The following is a 24,769-nucleotide window of genomic DNA, read 5'->3' on the forward strand; positions in this document are numbered from 1 at the left end:
CATTTGGGTGATGCAATCTCAAGGGAACTGACATATCAATTACACCGTGGTCGATGGGGCCACGTGCACAGTGATTGACTGGGGCTGCCTTCTGGCGGCCCCTTTTTTTAAAGCTACGGACGATCTGGCCGCGCTGAGCGAAAAGCTCAGCTTTCAAAGCATTCCAGCGAGACTGTGAATCAGCTTGGAAAGTTCAAGCTGCGACTGGGTGCCGGTCTTCTCATAAATCCGGCGCAAATGGGTCTTGGCAGTGTTCCGGGTAATGTCGAGCCTCTCAAGGGTCTCAGACAGAACGCCGCCGGCCGACAGATCATAGGCAAGCCGCGCTTCGCTTTGCGACAGGCTGAAAGCCCCCTGAAGCACGCTCTTGATCTCGGCCGGAACGATAGTCGGTTCCTTGACCTCGATCAGCACAAAGCTGCGCTGGCCTGCGTCAGGCTTGTCGTCGCCCTGGAAAGGCGCAGTACCCGGCTGAACACGGCGCAACATGACCTGGCAAAGGCTCTCGTTCTTGCGCATCAAAAGCAGGGATTGCTTGTCCTGCGAAACCTCTTCCAGATCGTGAGATGAGACGGGAGTGCTGTCAACGGCTGTGTCAAACAATCCGGAAAGTGCACTTTCCAGATCCTTGCGAAGGGGATGCAGCCGTGTTCCGTCATAGACGAAAATGTCGCCATCCCGCAGCACCTGCTCAAAGGTCGGTGTCTTGAAGCGGATTGCGAGCTCATCATCGATAAGGCAGGAGGCCTGGCGCTGGGCAGAGGCAAAGGCGAGCAAGGCGGTGTTCTGGTCACTCTGCCGTTTCAGCTCATAACCGGATTGCAGGCTGGAGGCGACGGACTTGCCCATCCGCGCGAAGGTCGGCATCACGTTTTCGGGACGGATCACGCTGGCTGAGACGCTGGGCCACAGGCAGGAGAACAGCACGACGGTTGGACCGTTGCGCAGGACAGGCATGATCAGCCCTGGCCACTCGCGAATGCCGCGGTTCTCGAAGGCGATGCCGTCATCGACCGTCAGGGGGTCGAGGCCGGTAAGGGCAATCTTGCAAAAAGGATAGTGAACCGGCGCTTCGCGCAGCAGAAACGACTGGGTGTCCTGACCGCCATCAACCCAGGTCGTGCGCAGGTAATGCAGAAGATCGGCAGCGGTCTCGGACGCACAGAAGCGCTCTGTATGCACCCCGTTCAAGGTGAGCTCGATCATGAAGCACAGGCAGTTGCAGGAGCGCTCGATCTGCTTGATGGCTTCCGGCCAGAGCAAGTTGTTGGACGCGCATTCCTGAATGCGCTCCAAGGCCTTGAATTCATCCTGAGGGCTAATCGTGATCATCGTCGGGCATCACAGGCTTTGCCGGATCCGTATGGGAGGCGGCGCTCAGTTCGTCGTGACTTTAAGTTTAAAGCAACTTGATCCGCCAGCCATCAGAAAAAACGCCGATGTCAGGAATTCCTGCGAGCCGTGTGCGGTCAGGCGGTTTCCGGGTCCAGAGGCACTGTGCCGGCGGCAGAGCCGTCCTGGTTCATCTGGATCTTCTCGACCTTGGCTTCGGCGGCCTTGAGCAGACCGTCGCAATGCTTGCGCAGCTGGGCGCCGCGCTCATACATCTCGATGCTGCGCTCAAGCGGAACATTGCCCTGTTCGAGCTGGCGGACAATGGTTTCGAGCTGCTGCAGGGCATCCTCAAAGCTGAGGGCTGCTACATCTGTCTGAGCGGCTTCGCTGGTCATTGTCCGGTCCTCTTCACATTCACTCTGAATCACCGGCAGACAGTTACGTCCGATTGAGGCCGGGTCAAGGGGCGGGACGCATGCGCCGGGGAGTTTCCTCAGGCGCTTGCACTCATCCCGTCATCAGGGTGAGGACGTGGGCTGCCGTGGAGCGGGCGAGGCCCTCCAGATCATAGCCGCCCTCCAGAATGGAGACGACACGCCCCTCGCAATGCTTGTCTGCAACGCTCATCAGCTGGCGGGTGGCCCAGGCAAAATCCGCTTCGACCAGATTGAGGGAACCGAGCGGGTCGCGGATATGGGCGTCAAAGCCGGCCGAGATGATGACAAGATCCGGGGCGAAGCCGTCCAGCCGCGGCAGGATCACGCTTTCAAAGGCTTCCTTGAAGATCGCACCGTCATCTCCTGCCATCAGGGGCACATTGACGATCGTGCCCTTGGTGCCGGTTTCATTGGCCGCGCCCGAGCCGGGATAGAGCGGCATCTGGTGGGTGGAACAGTACATGACCGTGCCGTCATCCCAGAAGATATCCTGCGTGCCGTTGCCATGATGCACGTCGAAATCGACAATGGCGACGCGTTCGGCGCCGTATTTTGCCTGCGCATGGCGGGCGGCAATGGCGACGTTGTTCAGGAAGCAGAAGCCCATTGCCCGGTCTTTTTCCGCATGGTGTCCCGGGGGGCGGGACGCGGAAAAGGCGTTGCCAACCTTCTTCTCCATCACTTCTTCCACGGCCAGGCACGCACCGCCTGCACCGCGCAGAATGGCCTCCCAGCTTCCGGGAGACATGGTCGTATCGGAATCCAGCCGGTTCAGACCTTCTGCAGGGGATTGATTGTGCAGATAGTCGAGGTAGGCCATCGGATGGGCACGGATGATGTCCTCGCGCCGTGCAATCGGGGCGAGCTCGCGCTCCAGCGATTGAAACTGCTCGTGTTCCAGGATCCTGTCGATGGCGCGCAGGCGGTCCGGCCGTTCCGGATGGCCAACCGGCGTCAGATGATCAAGGTAGGTTGTGTGATGCAGGAGCAGCGTGGACAACGTCAGGATCCGCTTTGGATGGAATGGTTTGCGGCCATCAGACCGGGGCGGTCCGCTGCTGTCAATCTTGTAATTGGGCTATGTCCTGCAGCGGGAAAGATTGCAGGCTGTTGCTGCTTGTGATTGTGCAATCTATCGGCCAAGTTCCAACAATGAACCAGATACGAAAAGATTTCCTGGCGGATGAAGTCAGGGCGGTTGATCTCAGTGGATGGGCGGACATTCTGCCTGCCCGTTACACTGTGTTGAATGCCAGTTTGTTCGGTGATGTTTTTTTGCGTGACGACTATCTCGGTGCTGTTCATATGCTCGAGGTTTCGGCTGCATCAATTTCTCATATCGCGAAGTCCGAAGGAGAATTTCGGGAGAAATGCATCCTCGATGAGGATGGATGGCTGCTTCGTCCATTGGCCGATAAGTGTTGGGATGCGGGCCTTCGACCTAACCCCACCCAATGTTATGGGTTCAGACTGCTTCCGATTTTTGGTGGGGAGTATAGCTGTGAAAATATAATTCTTATTTCGTGGCGCGAGTGGTTTGACTTCACCGCGGACATCTTCAAGCAGACTCAGGGAATGAAAGATGGAGCCAGAGTTCTGATTGAGGTCAACGAACGTTGAATGCTGGGTTTGACGTTCCTGTTTGCCAATGTGTCACTGCAGTCAAAGGAAAGGAGCCGGTCCCGATGGCTCCGGCTCCCTGCAAGGTGCGGGCATCTAGGCCCGTGGGGAGGTCCGCTGCAAAACTATGATTTTCAGATTAGAAGAATGACCACGTGGGCGCGAGCAGAAACGTAACCGGCAAAAGGAAATCTGTGTAAATTTCAGAGCCACAGTTGGGGAAGCGTTAAGCCAGATCTGAAAATTACTTGAATCTGCCTATGCGTAAGTCTGAGTTTTTTGTGCTGCCATTCTGGAAAATAAAACTATTTCAATGGCCGACCGTTCTCGGGGCGGCCGCACGGCGCAAACGGTCGTTGATGGCCTCGCCAAGTCCCGTTTCCGGGATGCTCTGGACACAGATCGTGGTTGCCCCAAACGAATCGAGGTGCCGCATCGCTGCAAAGAGATGCGCAGCAGCTTCCGTCAGGTCCGAAGTTTCGCTCAGATTGAAGGTGGCCGCGGCGTCTTCTGCTCCCTTGAGCGGTGAAGGGCCGAACGCGAGATAGGCCTCGCCAGCGCGGACATCCTGCGCATTGAGGCGGACCGCGGCGGCTGGAGCATAGTGAGAGGTCAGCATGCCGGGGGCCTGAGGGGCATCCTGGCGGGTGGCCTGACCCGTCGGGGCCGCCAGAGGGCGGCCAAGAACGGCTTCCAGGGCCTCGCGCGGAACGCCGCCCGGACGAAGGAGCCGGGGCGTTTCGTCCGTCAGGGCGACGATGGTGGATTCAATTCCGATCTGGCAGGGGCCGGCGTCGACGATGAAGCTCAGAGCGGAACCAAGATCAGCTTCCACCGCATCAGCGGTTGTCGTGGAGACGCGGCCGGACACATTGGCACTGGGCGCTGCGAGCGGACGTCCGGTCCGTTCGGCAAGGAAGCGCATCACCGGGCCTGAGGGAACGCGCAGGGCGACGCTTTGCAGTCCGGCGGTTGCAAGGTCGCTGATGGGCGAGTCCGGGTGCTTGGGAACCACAAGTGTCAGCGGGCCCGGCCAGAAGGCTTCTGCCAGTTTCATGGCATCTTCGTTGAAGGAGCCATGCTTCAGGGCCGCATCGACCGATTCCACGTGGGAGATCAAAGGATTGAACTGAGGGCGTCCCTTTGCGGAAAAAATCCGGGCGCAGGCTTGTCCATTCGTCGCATCCGCTGCGAGCCCATAGACCGTCTCGGTCGGGATGGCAGCAAGCTGGCCGTCGGTGAGAGCCTCGCACACATCCGCAGCTTCCGGCGCTTCCCGCCAGTTTTCCTGTGAGAGGTCGATGATCCATCGCCGCATCGGGCCAGGCTCCATCCGAAATAAAGTGTTGAGCAACGTGCATTTGCCCCCTCACTTGCCGTGGGGACAGTGCTTGACGTTTACGTCAACCGGGTTAGTGTCCGGTCAACAACATCGTCTGATGGGGCCTTTTGCTGCGTGCGGCAGGGACAGTCAAGGCGGAAGCAACGGTATTAGGGAGATCATGCATGTACCGCGCGCCAATTGAAGAGATCGCATTCACGCTCAAGCAAGTCTGCGGGCTGGGTGATATTCAGGCCAGCGAACGCCATGCGGATCTCGGAGACGATCTGGTCGAGGCTATCCTCAACGAGGCCGGCCGGTTTGCTGCCGAGGAAATTGCGCCGATGAACGTTGTCGGCGACCGCAAGGGCACGATCTTCGCCGATGGCAAGGTCAAGGCGGCTCCGGGATGGCGCGATCTCTATCACAACTGGATTGAAGGCGGCTGGAACGGACTGACTGCAACGCCGGATTATGGCGGGCAGGGGCTGCCGATGATGCTCTCCGCTGCGGCACTGGAAATGTGGAACTCCGGCTCCATGGCCTTTGCCCTCGGTCCGACCCTGACCATCGGTGCTGTCGAGGCTTTGGAAAAGCATGCCTCGGATGCTCTCAAGGAGACCTATCTCGCCAAGCTGATTTCCGGCGAGTGGATGGGCACCATGAACCTGACCGAGCCGCAGGCCGGATCCGATCTCAATGCCCTAACCGCCAAGGCAGAGCGGGCAGAAGACGGCAGCTACCGCATCTCTGGCCAGAAGATCTTCATCACCTATGGCGAACACGACCTGACGGACAACATCATCCATCTGGTTCTCGCCCGCCTGCCGGATGCGCCGGCCGGGACCCGTGGCATCTCGCTGTTCCTGGTGCCGAAATTCCTCGTCAACGCGGATGGCTCCCTGGGTGCCCATAACGACGTGCGCTGCGCAGGCGTGGAACACAAACTGGGCATTCACGCGTCACCCACCTGCACCATGGTGTTCGGCGACGAGGGCGGAGCGACTGGCTATCTGATCGGCGAAGAAAACCGCGGTCTTGCCTGCATGTTCACGATGATGAACAACGCCCGCCTCGCGGTTGGCATTCAGGGGCTTGGCATTGCCGAGCGGGCCTATCAGGAAGCGCTCAGCTATGCGCTGGAGCGCAAGCAGGGCCGTGCGCCTGGCGACAGCGGTCCTGCAATGAGCCCCATTGCCCGTCACCCGGATATCAAGCGCAATCTGCTGGCCATGAAGACCCGTGCCCAGGCGGCCCGTGTGCTGTGTTTTGCCTGCGCCCATGCCATCGACATGTCGCATATCGCCGAGACCGAAGAAGACCGGAAATTCTGGTCGGAGCGGGCCGGTCTGCTGACCCCGCTCGCCAAGGCGCTGCCGACCGACTTTGGCGTCGAGGCTGCGTCCATTGGCGTCCAGATCCACGGCGGCATGGGCTTCATCGAGGAAACCGGTGCGGCGCAGTATCTGCGCGATGCCCGGATCGCGCCGATCTATGAAGGTACCAACGGCATCCAGGCCATCGATCTTGTGACCCGCAAGCTGCCGCTTTCCGGCGGTGAGCATATCAAGGCCTTCCTGGGAGAACTGGCGGGGATCATCGAGGGCGTTGCCGCGTCCAACCTGCCGGAGCTTGGCGACATGGCAATCCATCTCACCGAGGCGCTTCGTGATCTGGAAGAGGCAACCGCCTGGATCATGACGGCACAGGCGGAAGGCCGCATGGCCGACGCGCTGGCGGGCGCAACGCCCTATCTGCGCCTTGCTGGGCTCACCTTCGCGGGTGTGCTTCTGGCCAAGGGGGCAGCGGCCTCGGACGATGGCCACAAGGCGGCGCGGGATCAGCGGATCCTGCTGGCCCGGACCTACACCTTCACCCTGCTCAAGGAAGTCGCGGGTCTGAAGGCGGATGTCACCGGGTCTTCCGAAGTCATTCTGGCCTTCGATCCGGAAGCACTTGCGTCCTAACGGTTTGGCTCAAGGGAGGAGCACATGATCCAGCATGAGATGAACGACGGTGTCAGCACACTGAGGCTGGACCGCGCAGACAAGAAGAACGCGCTGACCGGCGACATGTACAATGCCATGTCTGCCGTTCTTGAAGCCGGAAATGACGACAAGGACTTGCGTTGTCATGTGATCTGCGGCCAGCCGGGTGCTTTCACTGCAGGCAACGATATTGCGGATTTTCTGAAATATGCCTCACAGAGCAGTCTTGATAAAACACCGGTGCTCCAGTTCCTCAAGGCATTGGGGGAGAACCGCAAGCCCCTGGTGGCAGCGGTAGACGGTCTGGCGATCGGCCTCGGCACCACGTTGCTGTTTCACTGCGACATGGTGTTTGCAACACCTGGCTCCCTGTTCAAGACGCCCTTCGTGGATCTGGGACTGGTGCCCGAGGCGGGGTCTTCCCTTCTCGGGCCGGTCGTGATGGGTCATGCACGGGCTTTCGAACTCCTGTGCCTTGGCGAAAGCTTCGATGCTGCCCGGGCGCAGGAGGCGGGCATCGTCAATCACGTCGCGGAGAATGCGGAAGAACTGGCCATGGACTGCGCCCGCAAGATCGCATCCAAGCCACCGGAAGCCATGGCCCTGTCCCGTGCTCTCTTGCGCGGGGACAGGACCTTGATCGATCAGCGGATCGATGAGGAAGCCCGCATTTTCGGAAGCCGCCTGAGCGCTCCGGAAACCATTGGGGCCTTTCAGGCTTTCATGACCAAGAAGACAACTGCGTCCAAGGCGTAAGCGGGACATTCTGGGAGGAATTTGATGACCGAAACCACGAAGAGTCTGTCCGGCAAGACGCTGTTCATCACCGGGGCCTCGCGCGGCATCGGCAAGGCCATTGCCCTGCGCGCCGCCCGCGATGGCGCGAACATCGCGATTGCGGCCAAGACAGCCGAGCCGCATCCCAAGCTGGAAGGCACGATCTACACCGCCGCCGAGGAAATCGAGGCCGCCGGTGGCAAGGCCCTGCCGCTTGTCCTCGACGTGCGCGATGACGAAGCGGTTCAGGCGGCCATCGCAAAGACGGCTGAAACCTTCGGCGGGCTGGATATTCTGGTGAACAACGCCAGCGCCATTCAGCTGACCCCGCTCGCCCAGACGGACATGAAACGCTTTGATCTGATGCACCAGATCAACACGCGCGGCACTCTGGCCTGTTCAAAGCATGCCATCGCGTATCTGGAGAAGTCCGCCAACCCGCATATCCTGATGCTGTCGCCGCCGCTGGACATGTCGGAAAAGTGGTTTGCTGGCCATACGCCCTATTCCATCGCCAAATACGGCATGAGCCTCGTGGTGCTGGGGCTCGCAGGCGAGTTGCGCAAGAAGGGGATTGCCGTCAATGCGCTCTGGCCGCGCACGACAATTGCCACTGCTGCGGTGCAGAACCTTCTGGGCGGCGACCAGATGGTTTCCCAGAGCCGGACGCCGGACATTCTCGCCGATGCCGCCCACGAGATCTTCACCACGCCGTCGCGCGAGTTGACCGGCCAGTTCCTGATCGATGACACGTTCCTGTCCGGGCGCGGCGTGACCGACTTCGACCACTACCGCGTCGACCCGAGCAAGTCGCTGGCCCCGGACTTCTTCGTCCCCGCCGACAGCATCCCACCCGCCAATATGGGGCCGGTGAAGGGGTGAGTGGAGAAGAAGGCGCGTCCGTGCTGTTATTCAGGCAGGGTAAAAATGTCTGAACTGGGCATTTTGAGCTTATCGGAACAGCTTTCGGTAACCGAAAGGCAGCTTGAGAACTTGCTGGGCCTGCTCGACAAGTGCTTGTCTGAAGATCTGGTGCAGGAGGTCCGCCAATTCGTTGATGTTGGCGAATATGGCTTGGCCCTGGAGACGGTAATCGGGATATTCCTCGAGGAGAATATCCCGATTCCTGAGGTGGTTAGGTCCGAAATTAAGGAATGCTCTGAAAGAATGGGCCTTGAAGTTTCCAGCTTCCTGCGAGGTGGCAAAGCATCGTGATGGCTTTCTGCAGAAGTGATGATTGAATTTTTGAGAGAAATAGTATTGGAAGATTTTTCCGGGTATTTCCCTGCTTTTGATCTTCATGAAGATGAATTGGTCCAACTTGGTCTTTCGTCCTGCTATGTTTCCATATTCGATCGCTGGCTAAGTGAGCAGGAAGCTGCGGACAGTCCGCTAATGAGCTATTCGATTGCGCTGGATGCTGGATGCCTCGAGGAATACATGCGCGGCGAGCGAAAGTTCTTGAGGTTTTACTCATCCCTGTCTGGTGATGGGGTCATCTGTAATCGTCCAGGGCCATTGCGGAGGCTTGAGGCGAATTCAGGCCTTCTTGAAGACGTTCTTGTGAACAGTTTGAGAGAGATTAGGCTGATGGACGTGTACTTTATTGGTGCAGGTCTTCGGGTGTTGGGCGGGTATGATCGCACAGATCTCGTGATCGCTGAGTGTCGCGAAAAGCTGGTTTCCTTCCAGCGAAGGGCGAATGAGTTTGGACTCTTCCATTTGAGCTAGATTTAGACAATCAGGCTTAGCGCAATCGAACTGAGCTCAAATTTTGAATCGTATAGAAAACCCAATTTAGTGAACTGGGTTGTTGGGGGTATGGTGCCTGTTTCGGAGCCGTTTTCTAATATAATATCGAACCAGTTAAAGGGACTTGGCTTTAAAAAGAAAAATAGAAATTGGTACTTTGAAAATGATGAAGTCATCTTGGTGGCAAATTTGCAAAAGTCTTCCTATGGAAGTCAGTATTATCTCAATGGCGGCGTCTATCTGCGTGAATTGGGAAATGAAATATTTCCCAAAGAATATAGGTGTCACATTCGCTTTCGGTTGACCTCTCTACTGTCAGGGGAGGAGGTTGAAAGAGCGGATATAGTATTTAATCTGGAGGATCGTGGTGTCTCCCAACAGCAGCGCGAGGAAGCTGTTGTAGATTTCATGAAATCTGTTTTTGTTCCTGAGTTGCAAAGATACTCGACCAAAGACCAGATCATTTCTAGTTTAAGAAAGGGATCTACGAAGAGATATTTTGTTCATCGTGATGTTGTTGGTTTTTTGGGGTAATATTTTTAAATGTTGTAGTTATGGGGCGTCATTTTTGTCTCGGTTCACTATGCGCGGGGGCGAAAAATAAAACGGCGCGAAGGTCTTTCGCGCCGTTTTGTCTTTCAGGAATGTTGCATCAGAGCCGAACTGTTCAGTCGAATTCCGGACCGCGCGCCCGGTAGGGGGTGACGTCCCGCCAGGCTTTCATCAGGGTTTCCAGTTCGCTGTCCGCATTGGGCGGCAGCTGGATCTGCAGGCGGACCAGAAGGTCGCCATGGCCGCCGGTCTTGGTCGGCAGGCCCTTTCCCTTCAGGCGCATGGTCTTGTCGCCGGAGGTGTTGGCTGGAATGGTCAGGTTGACCGCGCCGGTCAGGGTCGGCGTGCGGACCTTGGCCCCCAGAACGGCCTCGTAAAGCGTCAGCGGCAAATCGAGGACGAGGTCGCTGCCGCGCACTTCGAAGAGCTTGTGCGTCCGGAAGCGGATCTCGACCATGGCATCGCCTGCAGGGCCGCCCATCTCGCCCGGATGGCCCTGACCGCGCAGGCGGATCTTCTCGCCTTCCACGGTTCCGGCCGGAATGGTCACATTGACGGTCTTGCCGCTCGGCAGCGTCACCTGGGCCTTGCCGGAGTTGACCAGATCTTCCAGCGACACATAGGCCGTCAGCTCGGCATTGCTGCCCTTGGCGGCCTGCGGCTTGCGGCCGGCAGAAGCGCCTGCGCCGGACTGCGCACCAGCGCTTGCCCGGGCCCTGCGTCCACCGCCAAAGCCGCCCAGAATGTCGTTCAGGATATCGTCGAAGCCGCCGCCGCCGCCGGAGGCTCCGCCACCAAAGCCGCCTCCTTGGCCGCGAAAGCCGCGCGCGCCGCCCGAAGAGCCGAAGTCCTCGTAGTCGCGGAAGCCGTCGAAGCCGTGGGACTGGAACTTGGGCTTGCCGTCCGCGCCGATTTCGCCACGGTCGAACTTGCCGCGCTTGTCCTTGTCGCCGACGATTTCGTAGGCCTGGTTCACCTCGGAAAAGCGCGACTGCGCTGCCGGATCATTCTGATTCTGATCCGGATGGTATTTCTTGGCCAGCTTGCGGAAGGCCTTCTTGATGTCCGCTTCGCTCGCGTTCTTTGCGACGCCGAGGACGCTGTAGGGATCACGCATTGGGTTCACCTGTTGTGGGCAGGATTTGACACGGCGGCTGATCCGCTTCCTTGGGGAAGGATCGCCCGGCTCGCATCACGCCCAAAATGTCTTCCTGCACAATATCGTGATTGATAGGAAAAAATACCAGATCCATCGATCTGCATTCCGTCGTGTTTTACCGGGAAACCACCGCTATTCAAGCGGCAGGTCACGCGCCAGAGACGGTGAGGGCGGTAATCGCCATGACCTGGCGGATATCGCGGCAGGCCGTGCCCTTGTAGAGACGGATGCCGGCAATGGTGTTTGCCGTGGTCTCGAAGTCGAGGCAGCCGGTGTCGTCCAGCTTGCTCTTGTCCAGCTTGGCGATGCTGCCCGAATTGCCGCTGTCCGGATTGGTCCAGGAAACGGCGGTGCGCATGGTGCCTTCATCGGCCAGCGCGCTGGCTTCCATGCCGGTACCACTGACCAGCTGGTCGATGGACATGGCGATGATTTCACGGTCCGTTTCGCCGATGTCGGCGAAGGCGACGTCCGAGCTTGAGGGAATCGATCCTGTCAGCACCAGAGGCGTTTCGACGTCATTGCTGCCGAGCGGCATGGAAACCTGCCCGCAGCCAGCCAGCACGCAAGCCAGTGCAACCGGCGCAAACCGGACCTTCTGGAACTTGGTCTTGACGGCGTCATAGGAAACGCGGTGAAACAAGCAGACGACCTCTCTGGCCTTGCGGCCCGTTTTGTGGCTCACAGAACGCATCAGCGACACTTATCGACAGGTGCTCCATGACCGACCCTAAGCCTTCGTCAAAACCCTTAACAAAAGATGACTTTACTGAAGTTACGAAACCATTCGCGCTTTTCGGTGAATGGCTTGTGGATGCAACGGCCAGCGAGATCAACGATCCCAACGCTCTTGCGCTTGCAACGGTCGATCCCGACGGCCTGCCGAATGTGCGCATGGTTCTCCTGAAGGGCTTCGATGAGCGCGGGTTCGTTTTTTATACGAATTTTGAAAGCGCCAAGGGCCAGGAACTGCTCTCCGCAGGCAAGGCGGCCATGTGTTTCCACTGGAAATCCCTGCGCCGGCAGGTCCGGATCCGTGGAACGGTGGTCAAGGTCAGCGATGACGAGGCGGACGAGTATTACCAGTCCCGCCCGCGCGGCAGCCGGATTGGCGCCTGGGCATCCAAACAGTCGCGCCCTCTGGAAAACCGCTTCGCGCTGGAAAAGGAAGTCGCCCGCTACACGGCCAAGTTTGCCGTGGGCGAAATTCCGCGCCCGGAGCATTGGTCCGGCTTCCGGTTGGTCCCGACCCAGATGGAGTTCTGGCACGACCGTCCGTTCCGCCTGCATGACCGGGTTGTGTTCCGCCGCAACGCGGATGGCGAGGACTGGACCCGTGACCGGCTCTATCCGTAAGGGCGGGCCAGACCAGGGTTCGGACCTGCAAGTGCGGTGCGAACCCTAAAGCAGCTTTTTCATTTTCAGATAGATGTAGGTGACCGCCACCGACCCGAGCATCAGGCCGATTGAGAACATGAAGCCGTATTGCCAGCTCAGTTCGGGCATGTTCGAGAAGTTCATGCCATAGATCGAGGCGATCAGGGTCGGCGGCAGGAACACCACGCCCAGAACCGAGAAGATCTTGATGATCTGGTTCTGCTCCAGATTGACCAGGCCGATGGTGGCGTCGAGCAGGAATGACAGCTTGTTGTCCAGCGCGTCCCCATGCTCCTTGATGGAGTGAAGGTCGCGGGAATACATGTCAAAGGTCTTGGACTGCTGGTCGCTCAAGGAGACCTTGGCGGCGTGGCTGTCGAGATAGATCAGCATGCGCGACAGGCTGGCGCAGACGTCATGCATGCGTGCCACCTGTAGCCCGATCCGTCCCTGGGTCCGGATCGCTTCGTGGTAGACGTCCTTCTTGCGGGCTGAGATGCCTTCTTCGAAGACCGTTTTGGACATGCGGTCGAAATTCGTGGAAATTTCTTCCATCACATCGGCGCAGCGGTCGATGACAATCTCCATCAGGGCACTCAGAACCGCCGGGCCGGTGTTGGCAATCGTGCGGTCGACCTGAACCTTCTTGGAGCACAGGGCGATGGATTGCAGCTCGCCGTGGCGCACGGTGACAAGCCGCTTGGAAGACAGCACCAGGCTGACAGAGGAAAGTTCCGGGTCCGGGATCCGGGCAGCCATGGGCATCATGACCATCATCACCAATGCGCCGGGCTCATCATAAAGGCGGGCGGACACTTCGATCGAGCCGAGTTCCTTCTTGGCGGGAATTTCCGCACCCATCAGGTTTTCGGCGAGCTTGTGCTCTTCTGGTGTCGGCCGGAACAGATCAATCCACACGGAGGTGGAGGGTGGCGCCTGTCCTGCGGGGACCTCGATACGCTCAAGGCCGCTGGATGAAGGGCAATAGGCAATGATCATTCCGAAGGGCTCCGCTCCCCGATGAGTCTCGCCCGAACATGCCCTGCCGTTCACGGCTCGCGCAAGTCGCGATCGTGTTCGCAAGACCTTCATCGGCCTGACTGAGAAGCAGATATCGGTCAGCCCGCATGCAATGCCTGCGGGCGGGGGCCTTACTTGGCGCCCTTGACCGCGATTTTCTGACCCTTGCAGAGGGTGGCCGCATTAAGGGCCGCAATGCCTACAGGCTTGTAGAGGTTGACCAGAGTGGAGCTGGCGGATTGAGGCTTTGCGCTGGTGGCTGCTTTGTCAGACATTTTCGTCGTCCATGGTGTCAGAAACGCCGCTGCCCTTGATTTCGGATTGTGTCAACTCTGTGACCGGCGCTCATCTATTTACGCTAGGGCATCGTTAAAACTGTGATTAAACCTTAATCATCATGCCTCTCATGTGGGCATCCACCAAGTCACGTTCCATGTCGAATTGTTTCGTCGGCGCAGGAACGGCTCCTGCACATGGACTTCCGGTGTTCTTGAGGTTGGTATAAGACAGGTCCGGAACCTTTGCATGGGCGGATGGATGAAGCGCTATTCCATATACGAAGCACGGATCGCGGGGTCGGGCCGCCTGATTGGTTCTGTCGCCCTTCCCATGATCGTGATTGCGGTTCTCGCTCATCGCGCCAAGTATCTCGGCCTGTTCGAAATGCTGGCTGCCATTGGTTTTGCCGCATGCCTGGCGCTTCTGGCCATCGTGATGTGCATTGCTGGTCTCGTGGTGATCTGGCGGCAGGGTGGTGTCGGTCTCGGCAACGCTCTGGCAGGGCTTCTTTATGGGGCGATTGCACTTCTGCCGGCGTCTGCGCTGGTGCTGGCTCCCCGCTTCCTGGACCAGTCTCCCGATGTGTCCACGAGCGTCATTGATCCGCCGGCGATCGAGCGTCAGGAGGCGGCGCTTTGGCCCCCCATGCTTGTCGCCCATCTCGGGCTGAATGAGGACCAGCGGGACCAGTTTCCCGATATCGTGTCCCGGCGCTACCGGTTGATCCCGATGGATCTGCATGCGGCTGTGCGGGAAGTCGTGGCCCGCAACGGATGGACGCTGACCGATGAGACGCCGCCTGATCTGCCCGATGCGCCCACGCGTCTGCAGATCGAAGTCCGCACGTCTTTCCTCGGGCTGGTGGAAGACGTTGCATTCCGCATCCGCCCGGACCGGGTCGGGGCACTTCTGGATATTCGTGCTGCGTCCCGGGTGGCCTTGCCGGATCTGACGGGCAATGCAGACCGGATCCGGGAGCTGTTCCGGCAGATCGACGAAGTGCTGCTGGAGACTTATGGGGAAATTTCCAGTGAGCCGGTACTTGAAGCCGAGACGGGTGAAACGGGCGAAGAGGCCGGTGCAGGAGAGGGGCAGCAAGACCTTTTGACCCCGCAGGGCGACGGCCGCGGCGGCATCCGCATTCCGGGGTTCAAGCCCTATATCCCGGGCGCAGAAGGGGAAGCGGCTCCTGCCGATGGTCCGCTGGACGATGGCGCGGCTGCAACTCAGCGGCGCTAGCCTTTAGGCGAGACTGTAAAGCGCCGTGAGAGTGAGGCCCGGTTCGGCTCGCACCAGGCCCCGTTCAGCCAGATCTTCCAGATGGGCAAAGGCGGACAATCCGGCCGCGCCGCGCAAGGCCGGGTCGAGACCCTTGTAGACCCGCAGCACCAGTTCGGCGATCGAGATCGGGCTTTGCTCCAGATTGCTCAGGATCGCTTCCTCCCGACGCAGCCTGTGTTCCTTCAGGTCCTGAACATAGGCATGGGCTTCCTGCACCAGTCCGCCGTGGCCGGGCAGATAGATTGTCTCGGGCCGCGCCAGCAGCACGTCAAGCGAGGCCATGTAGGCGAGCATGTTGCCATCCGGCGGGGCGACGATTGAGGTTGCCCAGACCATCACATGGTCTGCGGAAAACAGAAAGTCCGTCCCGGCCAGTGCGAAACACAGGTGGTTCTGGGTGTGGCCTGGCGTATGCAGCGCCTCGAAGCGCTGGCCGGACAGGGTGATGCTCTCGCCATGCTGCAGGATCGTGTCCGGCTGGTGGTCCTTGTCCGCGCTGGCGTCGAGCGCATTGGTTTCGCCATCCACCAGTGGCCGGGCGGCTGTGTGAGGTGCGCAGCCGATGATTGGAGCGCCCGTGCGCGCCGCCAGGGTTCTGGCTGCGGGAGAGTGGTCCATATGGGTATGGCTGACCAGGATCGCTTCGATCCGTTCTCCCTGTGTGGCCTTCATCAGCGCATCGAGATGTGCAGGGTTCTCGGGCCCCGGATCGATAACCGTCACATTGCCCTGTCCGACGAGATAGGTGTTGGTGCCGTGGAAAGTGAACGGTCCCGGATTTGGAACAGTCATACGGCGCAGGCCGGGGGCGATTTCAACGGCGGTGCCATAGGCGGGGTCGAACTGTCGGTCGTGCTTCATCGGGGCTCGGTTGTCGGCGGGCTATGGAGAATTCTGTCAGGGTGCATCTCACAGGCAATGCGTGCAGGAGGTCAAGCACTGATCGGGCAGGGGCTTGATCCCGATGCATTTGCCAAGGGTATGCTCTCCCTTTGAGCCAAGGCAAACGGCCATGATTTGAGGTTTGAGGATATTGCCATCTGCCTGTTGATTTAGCATGCGATCACTGGTCTGATTGTAATCAACGGATAGTTGAGATCATGCCTGCTGAAGAGAATTGCCACTTCGAGATTTTCCTGAATTTGCCCCGCGATAAGGCCTTCGCGCTGCTCGCGGACCATCTTTCCGCCTGGTGGCTGGCAGTCGCGCCTGGCGGCGGCGTACGGGACAAGGTGCAGGACGCCGGGCTAGAACCCCATGCCGGTGGCGTTTGCTACGAAATCACGGCAAACCACGGCCATCTGGTCTGGGGAACGGTGTTGTCGATCGAGCGGCCGCTCTACATCCGTCTGGCCTGGCAGGTGACGTCCGACGGCAAACCCATCCGTGATTCCGCCGCGGCCAGCCGTGTCATGATTTCCTTGAGAGAAGCAGCGGGCGGCACCCGCCTGGAACTGGTCCATACTGATTTCATCCGTCATGGCGAGGATGCGCAGGCAAGTCTGGAAGCGGCTCGGGGCGAGGGCGGCTGGCCGGCGCGTCTGGCAAGTCTTCAGGCAGCCGCAGCGACGACCCGCTTCTGATCGGGGGCGCGAGGAGACTTGATGGACACGCCAAGACGCTGCCGTCTTGTTTGCCGGAAAAATAATTTTGAGGCTGTCGTCTGATTGACACGCATTGCATGTTACCCACGGGCTTCTCTTCTTTTGATGCTTCAATAACCTCGCCAGCTTCCGGCGCCGAAGAAACGTGACAAGCATGCCGACACCTCCAGAGCTTCAGGACGCCCAGGTAACCCTGCCGGGACCATGGACCCGTATTGTCGACAGCCGCTGGCCGCTTCTTGTGGCAGCCGCGATGGCAGCGATGGCCGTGCTGATCTATCGCGTGCCGTGGAGCACGGCGGTCATCTGCTTCCTGGTGCTGGCCATCGTGATTGCCCTGGCACCGGTGCGGGTGCGTTCACGCCGTTTGCAGGCCGTCAAGCAACGCGAAATGCGCCGCATGTGGCCCGGCACCGGCATGAAGGTGACTGTCGATGCCCTGTCATCTCCTTGCTTCGTGGCGGATGGAAAAGGCGTTACCCGCTATGTGAACAAGGCCGCTCTCGATTTTTACGGTGAAGTGCGGCCCGGCGATCCCTTGTCCTTTGCCCTGCGCGCGCCATCCCTTCTGGAGGCTTTCGACCGGGTGGCCGTGTCCGGAAAGTCCGAGCGGATCTCCTGGGGAGAGAAGGTTCCCGCCGAAGCCTGGTTCGAAGCCCATATCGCGCCGGTTTACATGCCTGGCAGCACAGGTTCCTCGGATGAGGGCGGTCAGCCGGATTTCATTCTGGTTGTCGTCTATGACCAGAGCGAGCAGCGCCGCCTGGAGCGGATGCGCTCGGATTTCATCGCCAACGCCAGCCATGAACTGCGGACGCCGCTTGCGTCCCTGTCCGGCTTCATCGAGACATTGCAGGGGCCAGCCAAGAACGACCCGGATGCACGGGACCGCTTTCTGGCTATCATGCATGAGCAGGCTTCGCGCATGCGCCGGCTGATCGACGACATCCTGTCCCTGTCGCGCATCGAGATGAAGGCCAACGTCAAGCCGTCGAACTCCGTGGATCTTACGGAGGTTGTCCGTCACTCCGCCGATGCGCTGGCACCCCTTGGGCGGGAACTTGAAGTCGAAATCGAGACCGAAACCCCAGCCGACACGGCTATCGTCAAGGGTGACCGGGACGAGCTGATCCAGGTGACGGAAAACCTGCTGGAAAACGCCATGAAATATGGCAGTTCCGGCAAGCGTGTCGTTGTGTCCATCGCTCGCTCATCCGGCAATGGTTCAGGCGGGTGGTGCCTGTCCGTGCGCGACTTTGGCGATGGCATTGCTGCCGAGCATTTGCCGCGTCTGACGGAGCGGTTCTACCGGGTTGATGTCGGCTCCAGCCGGACCATGAAGGGCACGGGCCTTGGGCTTGCCATCGTCAAGCACATCATTGCCCGTCACAGGGCGCGGCTTGAAATCGTCAGCAAGCCGGGCGAGGGCGCTTGCTTCTCGGTTCATTTTCCCGCTGCGTGAGTTCTGCCTGAGAGGATCCTTCAGGATCCTGACAATTACCGCAATGGCAGATTCCCGGAAGGCCAATTAGGGTCTGTGACACATTCAATCCGGCATTTTGAAATACTGCGCCAGATCGACTGAAAATATCAAAATATTTCAATGACTTAAAATGTCATAAAACTGAAACAAAACCTTCATAGAAGTCACATCCAACAGGACTAGGTTCCGCCACATCGCCGGGGCCGAACGGGCCTGAGGTGATCATCTTAAACCTTGACATTCAAAGGGAGTGGTCAAGTGAAGTTTACGACCCTCGTTAGCGTGGCAGCCCTCACCGTTGCCGGTTCCTTCGTCGCTGGCGCCGCCCAGGCGCGCGATCAGATCCAGGTTGCTGGTTCGTCCACCGTTCTGCCTTACGCTTCCATCGTTGCTGAAGCTTTCGGCGAAAACACCGATTTCCCGACCCCGGTCGTTGAGTCCGGCGGCTCCTCCGCTGGTCTGAAGAAGTTCTGTGAAGGCGTTGGTGAGAACACCATCGACATCGCAAACGCTTCCCGCAAGATCAAGGACAGCGAAGTGTCCGCTTGTGCCGAAGCTGGCGTCAAGGAAATCATCGAAGTCCGCATCGGCTACGATGGCATCGTGTTCGCTTCCGACATCAAGGGTAACGGCTTCAAGTTCACCCCGGCTGACTGGTTCAAGGCGCTGGCTGCTGAAGTCGTCGTCGACGGCAAGGTTGTTCCGAACACCGCCAAGACCTGGGCTGACGTGAACCCGGACTTCCCGGCTCAGCCGATCCTGGCCTTCATCCCGGGCACCAAGCATGGCACCCGTGAAGTGTTCGAAGAGAAGGTTCTTGCAGCTGGCTGTGAAGAAACCGGCGCCAAGGAAGCTTTCGTTGCTTCCGGCATCGACGCCAAGGAAGCTGGCAAGAAGTGCATGGCTGTCCGCACCGACGGTCTGGCAGTCGACATCGACGGCGACTACACCGAGACCCTGGCTCGCATCGAAGCGAACAAGGACGGCATCGGCGTCTTCGGTCTTTCCTTCTACGAAAACAACACCGACAAGCTGCAGGTCGCAACCATGTCCGGCGTTGTTCCGTCCACCGCTTCCATCGCTTCTGGCGAGTATCCGGTTTCCCGCCCGCTGTTCTTCTACGTCAAGAAGGCACACATCGGCGTGATCCCGGGCCTGAAGGAATTCGCTGAATTCTTCGTCTCCAACGAACTGGCCGGTCCGGAAGGCCCGCTGGCTCAGTACGGCCTGGTTTCCGATCCGGAACTGGCTGCTACCCAGGCCGCAGTTGCTGCCGAAACGGTCATGGCTCACTAAGCCTCAACTGATCAAATCGAAAGGGCGGCGAAAGCCGCCCTTTCTTCCTGACCTGAGTGCTGGAAACATATTATGCCGCTTTCCCTGCTCTTCGCCTCCTGTCTCCTGATTGCGGCTCTGGCGTTCCTTATGGGACGTGGCAAGGCCTTCAAGTCGGCAGGCGGGGATATCCGGAAACTTCATTCGCTTCCCGGCTACTACGGCTGGAACTCGGCGTTGATGGTTTTGCTGCCCTCCATGGCAGCGCTTGTTATTTGGCTGGCCGTCCAGCCACTTGTGATTAACTCCAGTGTCTCTCAGATGATTTCCACTCAGTCCGTCGAGGCAAGCTCGCTGGATCTGATCATGAGTGACGTGAGGCGTGTTGCCGAAGGCCTGAACAAGGCTGTCGAAGCCGGTGCCATGACCGAGGCTGAAGTCTCGGGTGCAACGGCTGAGAGCATGAATGTCCGCGAGCGTCTCGGCGCTGTCGGCGTTGCGCTTGGCTCCGACGTCAGCAACGAAACCCTTCAGGCGGCCCAGAGCTACCGGGACCTCTCCGCGACGAGCGGTCTCCTGCGCACCATTGCGGTGCTGGCGCTCGCCCTTGGCGGCCTGGTCTTCGGTGTTGTGCGCACGAACAAGGATTTCCGCGCCCGCAACACGGTCGAGCGGGTGATCCTTGGTCTGCTGATCGCAGCAGCCTCCATCGCGATCCTGACCACGGTCGGCATCGTCTTCTCGCTGATCTTCAACACCGTCGAATTCTTCAAGCTTTATCCGGCAGCCGATTTCTTCTTCGGCCTGACCTGGAGCCCGAGCTTTGGTGGCGGTTCTGACCTCGGCATCCTGCCGCTGATCTGGGCGACGCTCTACATCTCCCTGATCGCTCTGGCGGTCTCCGTGCCGGTCGGTCTCTTCGCGGCCATCTATCTCTCCGAATATGCAGCTCCCCTGGTCCGCTCCGTGGCCAAGCCACTGCTTGAGGTGCTGGCTGGCATCCCGACCATCGTCTACGGTCTGTTTGCCCTTCTGACCGTCGGCCCGCTTCTGGTCGACATCTTCGGCTCAAACGGTGTTCTGCACCTGGGCTGGATGCAGGGCGGCACCGCGGTCATGACCGCAGGTCTCGTCATGGGCATCATGCTGATCCCCTTCGTCAGCTCCCTGTCCGATGACATCATCAACGCCGTTCCTCAGGCCATGCGTGATGGATCTCTCGGCCTCGGCGCCACCCATTCCGAGACGGTCAAGCAGGTCATTCTTCCTGCCGCGCTGCCCGGTATCGTTGGCGCTATCCTGCTGGCAGCGTCCCGTGCCATCGGCGAGACCATGATCGTGGTTCTTGGGGCCGGTGCGGCTGCGCGCCTCAGCATGAACCCCTTCGATGCGATGACCACAGTGACGGCCAAGATCGTCAGCCAGCTGACCGGTGATGCTGACTTTGCGTCCCCCGAAGCTCTGGTTGCCTTCGCTCTCGGCATGACCCTCTTCGTGATGACCCTCGGTCTGAACGTCATCGCCCTCTACATCGTTCGCAAGTACCGGGAACAGTACGAATGACCGACGCGATCCTCCCCAACGTGGCCTCTGCTCCGGCCTCTGCCACCAAGAGCCGGTCGCTCCTGGAAGTTGACAGCCACACCCGGCGCCGCAACGCAGCCGAGACCCGCTTCCGCTTCTACGGCATCGGCGCGGTCCTGATCGGCCTGTTCTTCCTCGTCGCGCTGCTCTGGGCAATCCTGAGCAACGGCCTGACTGCCTTCATGCAGACTTCCATCAGCATCGACCTGCACCTGGACAAGGCTGCAATCGAGAGTGCCGAAAAGTCTGTCGTGAAGACGTCGAAGTACAACGAGATGATCGGTGCAGCTCTCGAAGAGAAGCTGACTGCCGCTCACATCGAAACCGGCATGCCGGTCAAGGATCTGATGAAGATCCTGTCCTCCGGTGCTGCTTCCACGGTGCGTGCCTTCGTTCTGGACAACCCGGACAAGTACGGCTCGACGGTTCCCTTCGATCTTTTGGCCTCGTCCCGCGTCGATGGCTACCTGAAGGACCGCGTGACCCGTGAAGCCCTTGCCAACGACAAGAACCTTGATGCGGCCCACCTCGATATCGTCGACGCGATGATCAAGGCCGGTGTCATTGCCAAGACCTTCAACTGGAGCTTCGTCTTCGGGTCGGATGCATCGGACTCCCGTCCCGAACAGGCCGGTATCGGCGTGTCCATGCTGGGTTCGCTCTACATGATGCTGGTGGTTCTGGTCCTGTCCCTGCCGATCGGCGTGGCCGCTTCCATCTACCTGGAAGAATTTGCACCGAAGAACCGCTGGACCGACGTCATCGAAGTGAACATTGCCAACCTGGCGGCCGTTCCCTCCATCGTGTTCGGTATCCTTGGTCTGGCAGCCTTCATCCAGTTCGCTCATCTGCCGCAGTCCGCGCCGATTGTCGGTGGTCTGGTTCTGACCCTGATGACCCTGCCGACGATCATCATCTCCACCCGTGCGGCCCTGAAGGCGGTTCCACCGTCGATCCGCAGCGCGGCTCTGGGGATCGGGGCTTCCAAGATGCAGTCGGTGTTCCACCATGTGCTGCCGCTGGCCATGCCGGGCATTCTGACCGGCACGATCATCGGTCTGGCTCAGGCCCTTGGCGAAACGGCTCCGCTGCTTCTCATCGGCATGGTCGGCTTCATCGCCTCCAACTATCCGGCCGGTGTTGCCGATGGCTTCTTCTCTCCGAACTCCGCCATGCCGGCGCAGATCTACGAGTGGGCCAAGCGCGCTGACCCGGCGTTTTACGAAAGAGCCTGGGGCGGGATCATCATTCTGCTCGTGGTGCTCATGAGCATGAACATTCTTGCCATCCTCCTGCGCCGCAAGTTCGAGCGCCGCTGGTAACAGAACGGGAGCGAGCAATGACCCAGATGCCCGGAACGATCAAGGCAGCAAAAATGACCGATACGAAAATCTCCGCCCGCAATGTGCAGGTCTATTACGGCGATACCCACGCGATCAAGGATGTGAACATCGAGATCGGCTCGCGTGCCGTTACCGCCTTCATCGGCCCGTCCGGATGTGGCAAGTCCACGTTCCTGCGCTGCCTGAACCGGATGAACGACACGATTGATATCTGCCGCGTTGAAGGCAACATCGATCTGGACGGTGAGGACATCTACGACAGCCGCGTTGACCCGGTGCAGTTGCGCGCCAAGGTTGGCATGGTGTTCCAGAAGCCGAACCCGTTCCCGAAGTCGATCTACGACAACATCGCCTATGGCCCGCGCATTCACGGCCTGGTCCGCAAGAAGGCAGAGCTGGACGAGATCGTTGCCTCCAGCCTGCAGAAGGCCGGCCTGTGGAACGAAGTGAAGGACCGTCTTGATGGTCCCGGCACCGGCCTTTCCGGTGGTCAGCAGCAGCGCCTTTGCATTGCCCGCGCAATTGCCGTCAGCCCGGAAGTCATCCTGATGGATGAGCCGTGCTCGGCACTGGATCCGATCGCAACCGCCAAGGTCGAAGAGCTGATCGATGAGTTGCGCGAGAACTTCACCATCGTGATCGTCACGCACTCCATGCAGCAGGCCGCCCGCGTGTCTCAGCGCACCGCGTTCTTCCACATGGGTAACCTCGTGGAAATTGGCGATACCCAGGATATCTTCACCAACCCGGTCGACAAGCGCACCCAGGACTATATCACTGGACGCTTTGGTTGATTTGCCCGCCGTGGCTGGAAAAGGATGACATGAGATGACCGAACATACGGTAACTGCATATGACCAGGAGCTGACCGCCGTCGCCGGCCGCATCGCGGAAATGGGCGGACTGGCCGAGACCCTGATCACGGATTCCGTCACTGCCCTGATGACCCAGGATCTGGAGCTTGCACATCGCAGCATCGCTCAGGACGCCCGCCTGGATGAGCTGCTGCTCGACATCGAAATGCGCAACGTCAACATCATCGCCCGCCGCCAGCCCATGGGGCAGGACCTGCGGGAGATCATGGCGACCGGCCGTATCGCGAACGATCTGGAGCGCGTTGGCGATCTGGCCAAGAACGTTGCCAAACGCGTCATCGCAATGGACAGCGGCGTGAAGTCCAAGACCCTGGCCATCGGCCTGGAGCACATGGTCGAACTGACCCAGGCCCAGCTCAAGGCCGTTCTGGATGCCTACACCCGCCGCAATGCGGAAGAGGCCCGTCTGGTACGCGAGCGCGACAGCGAAGTGGATGCAATCTACACCTCCCTGTTCCGTGAACTTCTGACCTACATGATGGAAGATCCACGCCACATCACCCAGTGCGCCCATCTTCTGTTCTGTGCCAAGAATATCGAGCGTATCGGCGACCACGCGACCAACATCGCGGAAAACGTCTATTACATGGTCACCGGCGATCGCCTGACGGACGAACGTCCGAAGGTTGACGAGACCGGTGCGGAAGGCGGGCTGGATCGCTGATCCAGCCAAGCTGCTTAATTAAGAAAATTCGGAGCTGTGCGCCATGCCGAAGGTACTCATCGTTGAAGACGAAGAGCCCATCAGCCTGCTGCTGAAGTACAATCTTGAAGCCGAAGGCTACAAGGCTGAAGTCTGTGACAGAGGGGATGAGGCAGAGGTGCGTTTGCGCGAAAGCCAGCCGGATCTTCTGTTGCTCGACTGGATGCTGCCGGGCCTGTCTGGCATTGAACTGTGCCGCCGTCTGCGGATGCGCGAGGAAACCCAGCGGCTTCCGGTGATCATGCTGACGGCCCGTGGCGAGGAGGCGGAACGGATCCGCGGCCTGTCCACCGGTGCAGACGATTATGTGGTCAAGCCGTTTTCCGTGCCGGAACTGATGGCGCGTGTCCGGGCGATCCTGCGCCGGGCCAGCCCCGAGGTCGTCTCCTCGATGCTGCGCTCAGGGGATATCGAACTGGACCGGGAAACCCATCGCGTCCGCCGGGACACCAAGGAAATCCATCTGGGGCCGACCGAGTTCCGCTTGCTGGAATTCCTGATGACATCCCCGGGCCGGGTCTTCTCCCGCGAACAGCTTCTGGACGGCGTCTGGGGTCATGATGTCTATGTGGACGAGCGGACTGTGGATGTGCATGTCGGCCGTCTGCGCAAGGCGCTGAACCGCGGCAAGGCCAAGGATCCGATCCGTACCGTGCGCGGTGCTGGCTATGCCTTCAATGATCAGTTCTCGACCGTCTGATCACTCTCCATGCAGATCAATCTACTCAAAGGGCGCTCCGGCGCCCTTTTTTGCATTCAGAGGCAGATTTTAATTGGGGGAGGCGGCAGGATTGCGGCTTGGCCTCATGCGCTGTTGGTGGGAACAGGAGCATGAGGCCAATCGCTTTCGACCTGATCCTTCCGACGGTCCGTGGTTCCCTGACCTTGAAGAGGTTGGGGGCCTGAAACGGACCCTCCTTTAGGGAAAAGCCTCAACTCACGCTAAGAGCTTTAGGGCAGGGCAGGTCGTGTCCGAAGACAGGTGCGTTCTCGCAAAGAAATAA

General features: G+C 59.5%; 27 protein-coding genes. 17 read left to right on the plus strand and 10 right to left on the minus strand.

Annotation, left to right across the window (positions count from 1 at the left end; all coding sequences use genetic code 11):
- Window positions 1-153: 153 nt before the first annotated feature.
- The 3 genes from BUA94_RS03780 to BUA94_RS03790 all read right to left on the minus strand — a co-directional run bounded on the left by BUA94_RS03780 (window position 154) and on the right by BUA94_RS03790 (window position 2,772).
- Entirely contained in the window at window positions 154-1,332 is a 1,179-nt protein-coding gene (locus BUA94_RS03780) for a helix-turn-helix transcriptional regulator (protein WP_073008988.1), read from the minus strand.
- 137 nt (window positions 1,333-1,469) lie between these two features.
- Window positions 1,470-1,730, minus strand: a complete 261-nt coding sequence (locus tag BUA94_RS03785) for an exodeoxyribonuclease VII small subunit (protein WP_073008992.1) — start codon at window positions 1,728-1,730, stop codon at window positions 1,470-1,472.
- Window positions 1,731-1,842: 112 nt separating this feature from the next.
- Complete coding sequence (locus tag BUA94_RS03790; RefSeq protein WP_175557989.1) at window positions 1,843-2,772, minus strand: histone deacetylase family protein; 930 nt, start codon at window positions 2,770-2,772, stop codon at window positions 1,843-1,845.
- Between the two features lie 119 nt (window positions 2,773-2,891).
- Here BUA94_RS03790 and BUA94_RS03795 point away from each other — a divergent pair, with 119 nt between their 5' ends.
- Window positions 2,892-3,392: a T6SS immunity protein Tdi1 domain-containing protein gene (locus BUA94_RS03795; RefSeq protein WP_235860464.1), complete on the plus strand. Its 501-nt coding sequence runs from the start codon at window positions 2,892-2,894 to the stop codon at window positions 3,390-3,392.
- Window positions 3,393-3,702: 310 nt separating this feature from the next.
- On the opposite strand, the gene BUA94_RS03800 is transcribed toward BUA94_RS03795, so the two are convergent.
- A complete protein-coding gene (locus BUA94_RS03800; RefSeq protein WP_073010852.1) occupies window positions 3,703-4,710 on the minus strand; it encodes an L-threonylcarbamoyladenylate synthase in 1,008 nt (335 codons plus the stop codon).
- 188 nt (window positions 4,711-4,898) lie between these two features.
- On the opposite strand from BUA94_RS03800, the gene BUA94_RS03805 reads away from it, so the two are divergent.
- The 6 genes from BUA94_RS03805 (at window position 4,899) to BUA94_RS03830 (ending at window position 9,764) form a co-directional block, all read left to right on the plus strand.
- A complete protein-coding gene (locus tag BUA94_RS03805; RefSeq protein ID WP_073008998.1) occupies window positions 4,899-6,680 on the plus strand; it encodes an acyl-CoA dehydrogenase in 1,782 nt (593 codons plus the stop codon).
- A gap of 24 nt (window positions 6,681-6,704) precedes the next feature.
- On the plus strand, window positions 6,705-7,457 hold the full coding sequence (locus BUA94_RS03810) for a crotonase/enoyl-CoA hydratase family protein (protein ID WP_073009001.1): 753 nt from the start codon (window positions 6,705-6,707) through the stop codon (window positions 7,455-7,457).
- Window positions 7,458-7,481: 24 nt separating this feature from the next.
- Window positions 7,482-8,360 carry an SDR family oxidoreductase gene (locus BUA94_RS03815; protein WP_073009004.1) on the plus strand — a complete coding sequence of 293 codons (879 nt, stop codon included), beginning with the start codon at window positions 7,482-7,484 and terminating at the stop codon, window positions 8,358-8,360.
- A 45-nt stretch (window positions 8,361-8,405) separates the two neighbouring features.
- On the plus strand, window positions 8,406-8,693 hold the full coding sequence (locus BUA94_RS03820; protein WP_073009006.1) for a MafI family immunity protein: 288 nt from the start codon (window positions 8,406-8,408) through the stop codon (window positions 8,691-8,693).
- An 18-nt stretch (window positions 8,694-8,711) separates the two neighbouring features.
- Window positions 8,712-9,209 carry a hypothetical protein gene (locus BUA94_RS03825; protein WP_073009008.1) on the plus strand — a complete coding sequence of 166 codons (498 nt, stop codon included), beginning with the start codon at window positions 8,712-8,714 and terminating at the stop codon, window positions 9,207-9,209.
- 69 nt (window positions 9,210-9,278) lie between these two features.
- Window positions 9,279-9,764 carry a DUF4304 domain-containing protein gene (locus BUA94_RS03830; protein ID WP_139251002.1) on the plus strand — a complete coding sequence of 162 codons (486 nt, stop codon included), beginning with the start codon at window positions 9,279-9,281 and terminating at the stop codon, window positions 9,762-9,764.
- 133 nt (window positions 9,765-9,897) lie between these two features.
- On the opposite strand, the gene BUA94_RS03835 is transcribed toward BUA94_RS03830, so the two are convergent.
- From BUA94_RS03835 to BUA94_RS03840, 3 genes are read right to left on the minus strand one after another with little or no spacing between them, the layout of a single operon-like run.
- The gene (locus BUA94_RS03835) at window positions 9,898-10,899 is read right to left on the minus strand and encodes a DnaJ C-terminal domain-containing protein (RefSeq protein WP_073009015.1); all 1,002 of its coding nucleotides are present in this window, start codon (window positions 10,897-10,899) and stop codon (window positions 9,898-9,900) included.
- On the minus strand, window positions 10,892-11,035 hold the full coding sequence (locus BUA94_RS23505; RefSeq protein WP_175557991.1) for a hypothetical protein: 144 nt from the start codon (window positions 11,033-11,035) through the stop codon (window positions 10,892-10,894). Before BUA94_RS23505 ends, BUA94_RS03835 begins: the two co-directional genes overlap by 8 nt.
- Window positions 11,036-11,089: 54 nt before the next feature.
- Window positions 11,090-11,584: an RT0821/Lpp0805 family surface protein gene (locus tag BUA94_RS03840; protein WP_208979956.1), complete on the minus strand. Its 495-nt coding sequence runs from the start codon at window positions 11,582-11,584 to the stop codon at window positions 11,090-11,092.
- A 77-nt stretch (window positions 11,585-11,661) separates the two neighbouring features.
- Here BUA94_RS03840 and pdxH point away from each other — a divergent pair, with 77 nt between their 5' ends.
- Window positions 11,662-12,297 (plus strand): pyridoxamine 5'-phosphate oxidase, encoded by a 636-nt coding sequence (pdxH, locus tag BUA94_RS03845; RefSeq protein ID WP_073009018.1) that lies wholly within the window; start codon window positions 11,662-11,664, stop codon window positions 12,295-12,297.
- 45 nt (window positions 12,298-12,342) lie between these two features.
- Here pdxH and BUA94_RS03850 read toward each other — a convergent pair whose 3' ends face one another.
- Both BUA94_RS03850 and BUA94_RS23510 read right to left on the minus strand, forming a co-directional pair.
- Complete coding sequence (locus tag BUA94_RS03850; protein ID WP_073009021.1) at window positions 12,343-13,317, minus strand: CorA family divalent cation transporter; 975 nt, start codon at window positions 13,315-13,317, stop codon at window positions 12,343-12,345.
- Between the two features lie 152 nt (window positions 13,318-13,469).
- Window positions 13,470-13,613, minus strand: a complete 144-nt coding sequence (locus tag BUA94_RS23510) for a hypothetical protein (protein WP_175557992.1) — start codon at window positions 13,611-13,613, stop codon at window positions 13,470-13,472.
- A 250-nt stretch (window positions 13,614-13,863) separates the two neighbouring features.
- Between BUA94_RS23510 and BUA94_RS03855 the strand changes: the two genes are divergently transcribed.
- Complete coding sequence (locus BUA94_RS03855) at window positions 13,864-14,856, plus strand: DUF1499 domain-containing protein (RefSeq protein WP_073009023.1); 993 nt, start codon at window positions 13,864-13,866, stop codon at window positions 14,854-14,856.
- A gap of 3 nt (window positions 14,857-14,859) precedes the next feature.
- On the opposite strand, the gene BUA94_RS03860 is transcribed toward BUA94_RS03855, so the two are convergent.
- A complete protein-coding gene (locus BUA94_RS03860; protein ID WP_073009026.1) occupies window positions 14,860-15,759 on the minus strand; it encodes an MBL fold metallo-hydrolase in 900 nt (299 codons plus the stop codon).
- 239 nt (window positions 15,760-15,998) lie between these two features.
- Here BUA94_RS03860 and BUA94_RS03865 point away from each other — a divergent pair, with 239 nt between their 5' ends.
- From BUA94_RS03865 to phoB, 8 genes are all read left to right on the plus strand, one after another.
- The gene (locus tag BUA94_RS03865; protein ID WP_073009029.1) at window positions 15,999-16,481 is read left to right on the plus strand and encodes an SRPBCC domain-containing protein; all 483 of its coding nucleotides are present in this window, start codon (window positions 15,999-16,001) and stop codon (window positions 16,479-16,481) included.
- 175 nt (window positions 16,482-16,656) lie between these two features.
- A complete protein-coding gene (locus BUA94_RS03870; protein ID WP_073009032.1) occupies window positions 16,657-17,964 on the plus strand; it encodes an ATP-binding protein in 1,308 nt (435 codons plus the stop codon).
- A 279-nt stretch (window positions 17,965-18,243) separates the two neighbouring features.
- Window positions 18,244-19,281, plus strand: coding sequence for a substrate-binding domain-containing protein (locus tag BUA94_RS03875; protein ID WP_073009035.1), 1,038 nt, complete (start codon window positions 18,244-18,246; stop codon window positions 19,279-19,281).
- Between the two features lie 72 nt (window positions 19,282-19,353).
- Window positions 19,354-20,823, plus strand: coding sequence for a phosphate ABC transporter permease subunit PstC (gene pstC, locus BUA94_RS03880; RefSeq protein ID WP_073009037.1), 1,470 nt, complete (start codon window positions 19,354-19,356; stop codon window positions 20,821-20,823).
- Complete coding sequence (pstA, locus tag BUA94_RS03885) at window positions 20,820-22,166, plus strand: phosphate ABC transporter permease PstA (RefSeq protein ID WP_073009040.1); 1,347 nt, start codon at window positions 20,820-20,822, stop codon at window positions 22,164-22,166. The genes pstC and pstA overlap by 4 nt, the downstream gene beginning before the upstream one ends.
- Window positions 22,167-22,192: 26 nt before the next feature.
- On the plus strand, window positions 22,193-22,981 hold the full coding sequence (pstB, locus tag BUA94_RS03890; RefSeq protein WP_408011913.1) for a phosphate ABC transporter ATP-binding protein PstB: 789 nt from the start codon (window positions 22,193-22,195) through the stop codon (window positions 22,979-22,981).
- Between the two features lie 34 nt (window positions 22,982-23,015).
- Window positions 23,016-23,726, plus strand: coding sequence for a phosphate signaling complex protein PhoU (phoU, locus tag BUA94_RS03895; RefSeq protein WP_073009046.1), 711 nt, complete (start codon window positions 23,016-23,018; stop codon window positions 23,724-23,726).
- Window positions 23,727-23,769: 43 nt separating this feature from the next.
- Window positions 23,770-24,465 carry a phosphate regulon transcriptional regulator PhoB gene (gene phoB, locus BUA94_RS03900; protein ID WP_073009049.1) on the plus strand — a complete coding sequence of 232 codons (696 nt, stop codon included), beginning with the start codon at window positions 23,770-23,772 and terminating at the stop codon, window positions 24,463-24,465.
- Window positions 24,466-24,769 lie beyond the last annotated feature (304 nt).

The organism is Roseibium suaedae, assembly GCF_900142725.1.
Lineage (GTDB): Bacteria > Pseudomonadota > Alphaproteobacteria > Rhizobiales > Stappiaceae > Roseibium > Roseibium suaedae.

Coding starts and splice junctions, on each gene's coding strand:
- BUA94_RS03780 (WP_073008988.1), bottom strand. CDS start 1,332: ATGATCACGATTAGCCCTCAGGATGAATTCAAGGCCTTGGAGCGCATT.
- BUA94_RS03785 (WP_073008992.1), bottom strand. CDS start 1,730: ATGACCAGCGAAGCCGCTCAGACAGATGTAGCAGCCCTCAGCTTTGAG.
- BUA94_RS03800 (WP_073010852.1), bottom strand. CDS start 4,710: ATGCGGCGATGGATCATCGACCTCTCACAGGAAAACTGGCGGGAAGCG.
- BUA94_RS03805 (WP_073008998.1), top strand. CDS start 4,899: ATGTACCGCGCGCCAATTGAAGAGATCGCATTCACGCTCAAGCAAGTC.
- BUA94_RS03810 (WP_073009001.1), top strand. CDS start 6,705: ATGATCCAGCATGAGATGAACGACGGTGTCAGCACACTGAGGCTGGAC.
- BUA94_RS03815 (WP_073009004.1), top strand. CDS start 7,482: ATGACCGAAACCACGAAGAGTCTGTCCGGCAAGACGCTGTTCATCACC.
- BUA94_RS03820 (WP_073009006.1), top strand. CDS start 8,406: ATGTCTGAACTGGGCATTTTGAGCTTATCGGAACAGCTTTCGGTAACC.
- BUA94_RS03825 (WP_073009008.1), top strand. CDS start 8,712: ATGATTGAATTTTTGAGAGAAATAGTATTGGAAGATTTTTCCGGGTAT.
- BUA94_RS03835 (WP_073009015.1), bottom strand. CDS start 10,899: ATGCGTGATCCCTACAGCGTCCTCGGCGTCGCAAAGAACGCGAGCGAA.
- BUA94_RS23505 (WP_175557991.1), bottom strand. CDS start 11,035: ATGGATCTGGTATTTTTTCCTATCAATCACGATATTGTGCAGGAAGAC.
- pdxH (WP_073009018.1), top strand. CDS start 11,662: ATGACCGACCCTAAGCCTTCGTCAAAACCCTTAACAAAAGATGACTTT.
- BUA94_RS03850 (WP_073009021.1), bottom strand. CDS start 13,317: ATGATCATTGCCTATTGCCCTTCATCCAGCGGCCTTGAGCGTATCGAG.
- BUA94_RS23510 (WP_175557992.1), bottom strand. CDS start 13,613: ATGTCTGACAAAGCAGCCACCAGCGCAAAGCCTCAATCCGCCAGCTCC.
- BUA94_RS03855 (WP_073009023.1), top strand. CDS start 13,864: ATGGGCGGATGGATGAAGCGCTATTCCATATACGAAGCACGGATCGCG.
- BUA94_RS03860 (WP_073009026.1), bottom strand. CDS start 15,759: ATGAAGCACGACCGACAGTTCGACCCCGCCTATGGCACCGCCGTTGAA.
- BUA94_RS03865 (WP_073009029.1), top strand. CDS start 15,999: ATGCCTGCTGAAGAGAATTGCCACTTCGAGATTTTCCTGAATTTGCCC.
- BUA94_RS03870 (WP_073009032.1), top strand. CDS start 16,657: ATGCCGACACCTCCAGAGCTTCAGGACGCCCAGGTAACCCTGCCGGGA.
- pstC (WP_073009037.1), top strand. CDS start 19,354: ATGCCGCTTTCCCTGCTCTTCGCCTCCTGTCTCCTGATTGCGGCTCTG.
- pstA (WP_073009040.1), top strand. CDS start 20,820: ATGACCGACGCGATCCTCCCCAACGTGGCCTCTGCTCCGGCCTCTGCC.
- pstB (WP_408011913.1), top strand. CDS start 22,193: ATGCCCGGAACGATCAAGGCAGCAAAAATGACCGATACGAAAATCTCC.
- phoU (WP_073009046.1), top strand. CDS start 23,016: ATGACCGAACATACGGTAACTGCATATGACCAGGAGCTGACCGCCGTC.
- phoB (WP_073009049.1), top strand. CDS start 23,770: ATGCCGAAGGTACTCATCGTTGAAGACGAAGAGCCCATCAGCCTGCTG.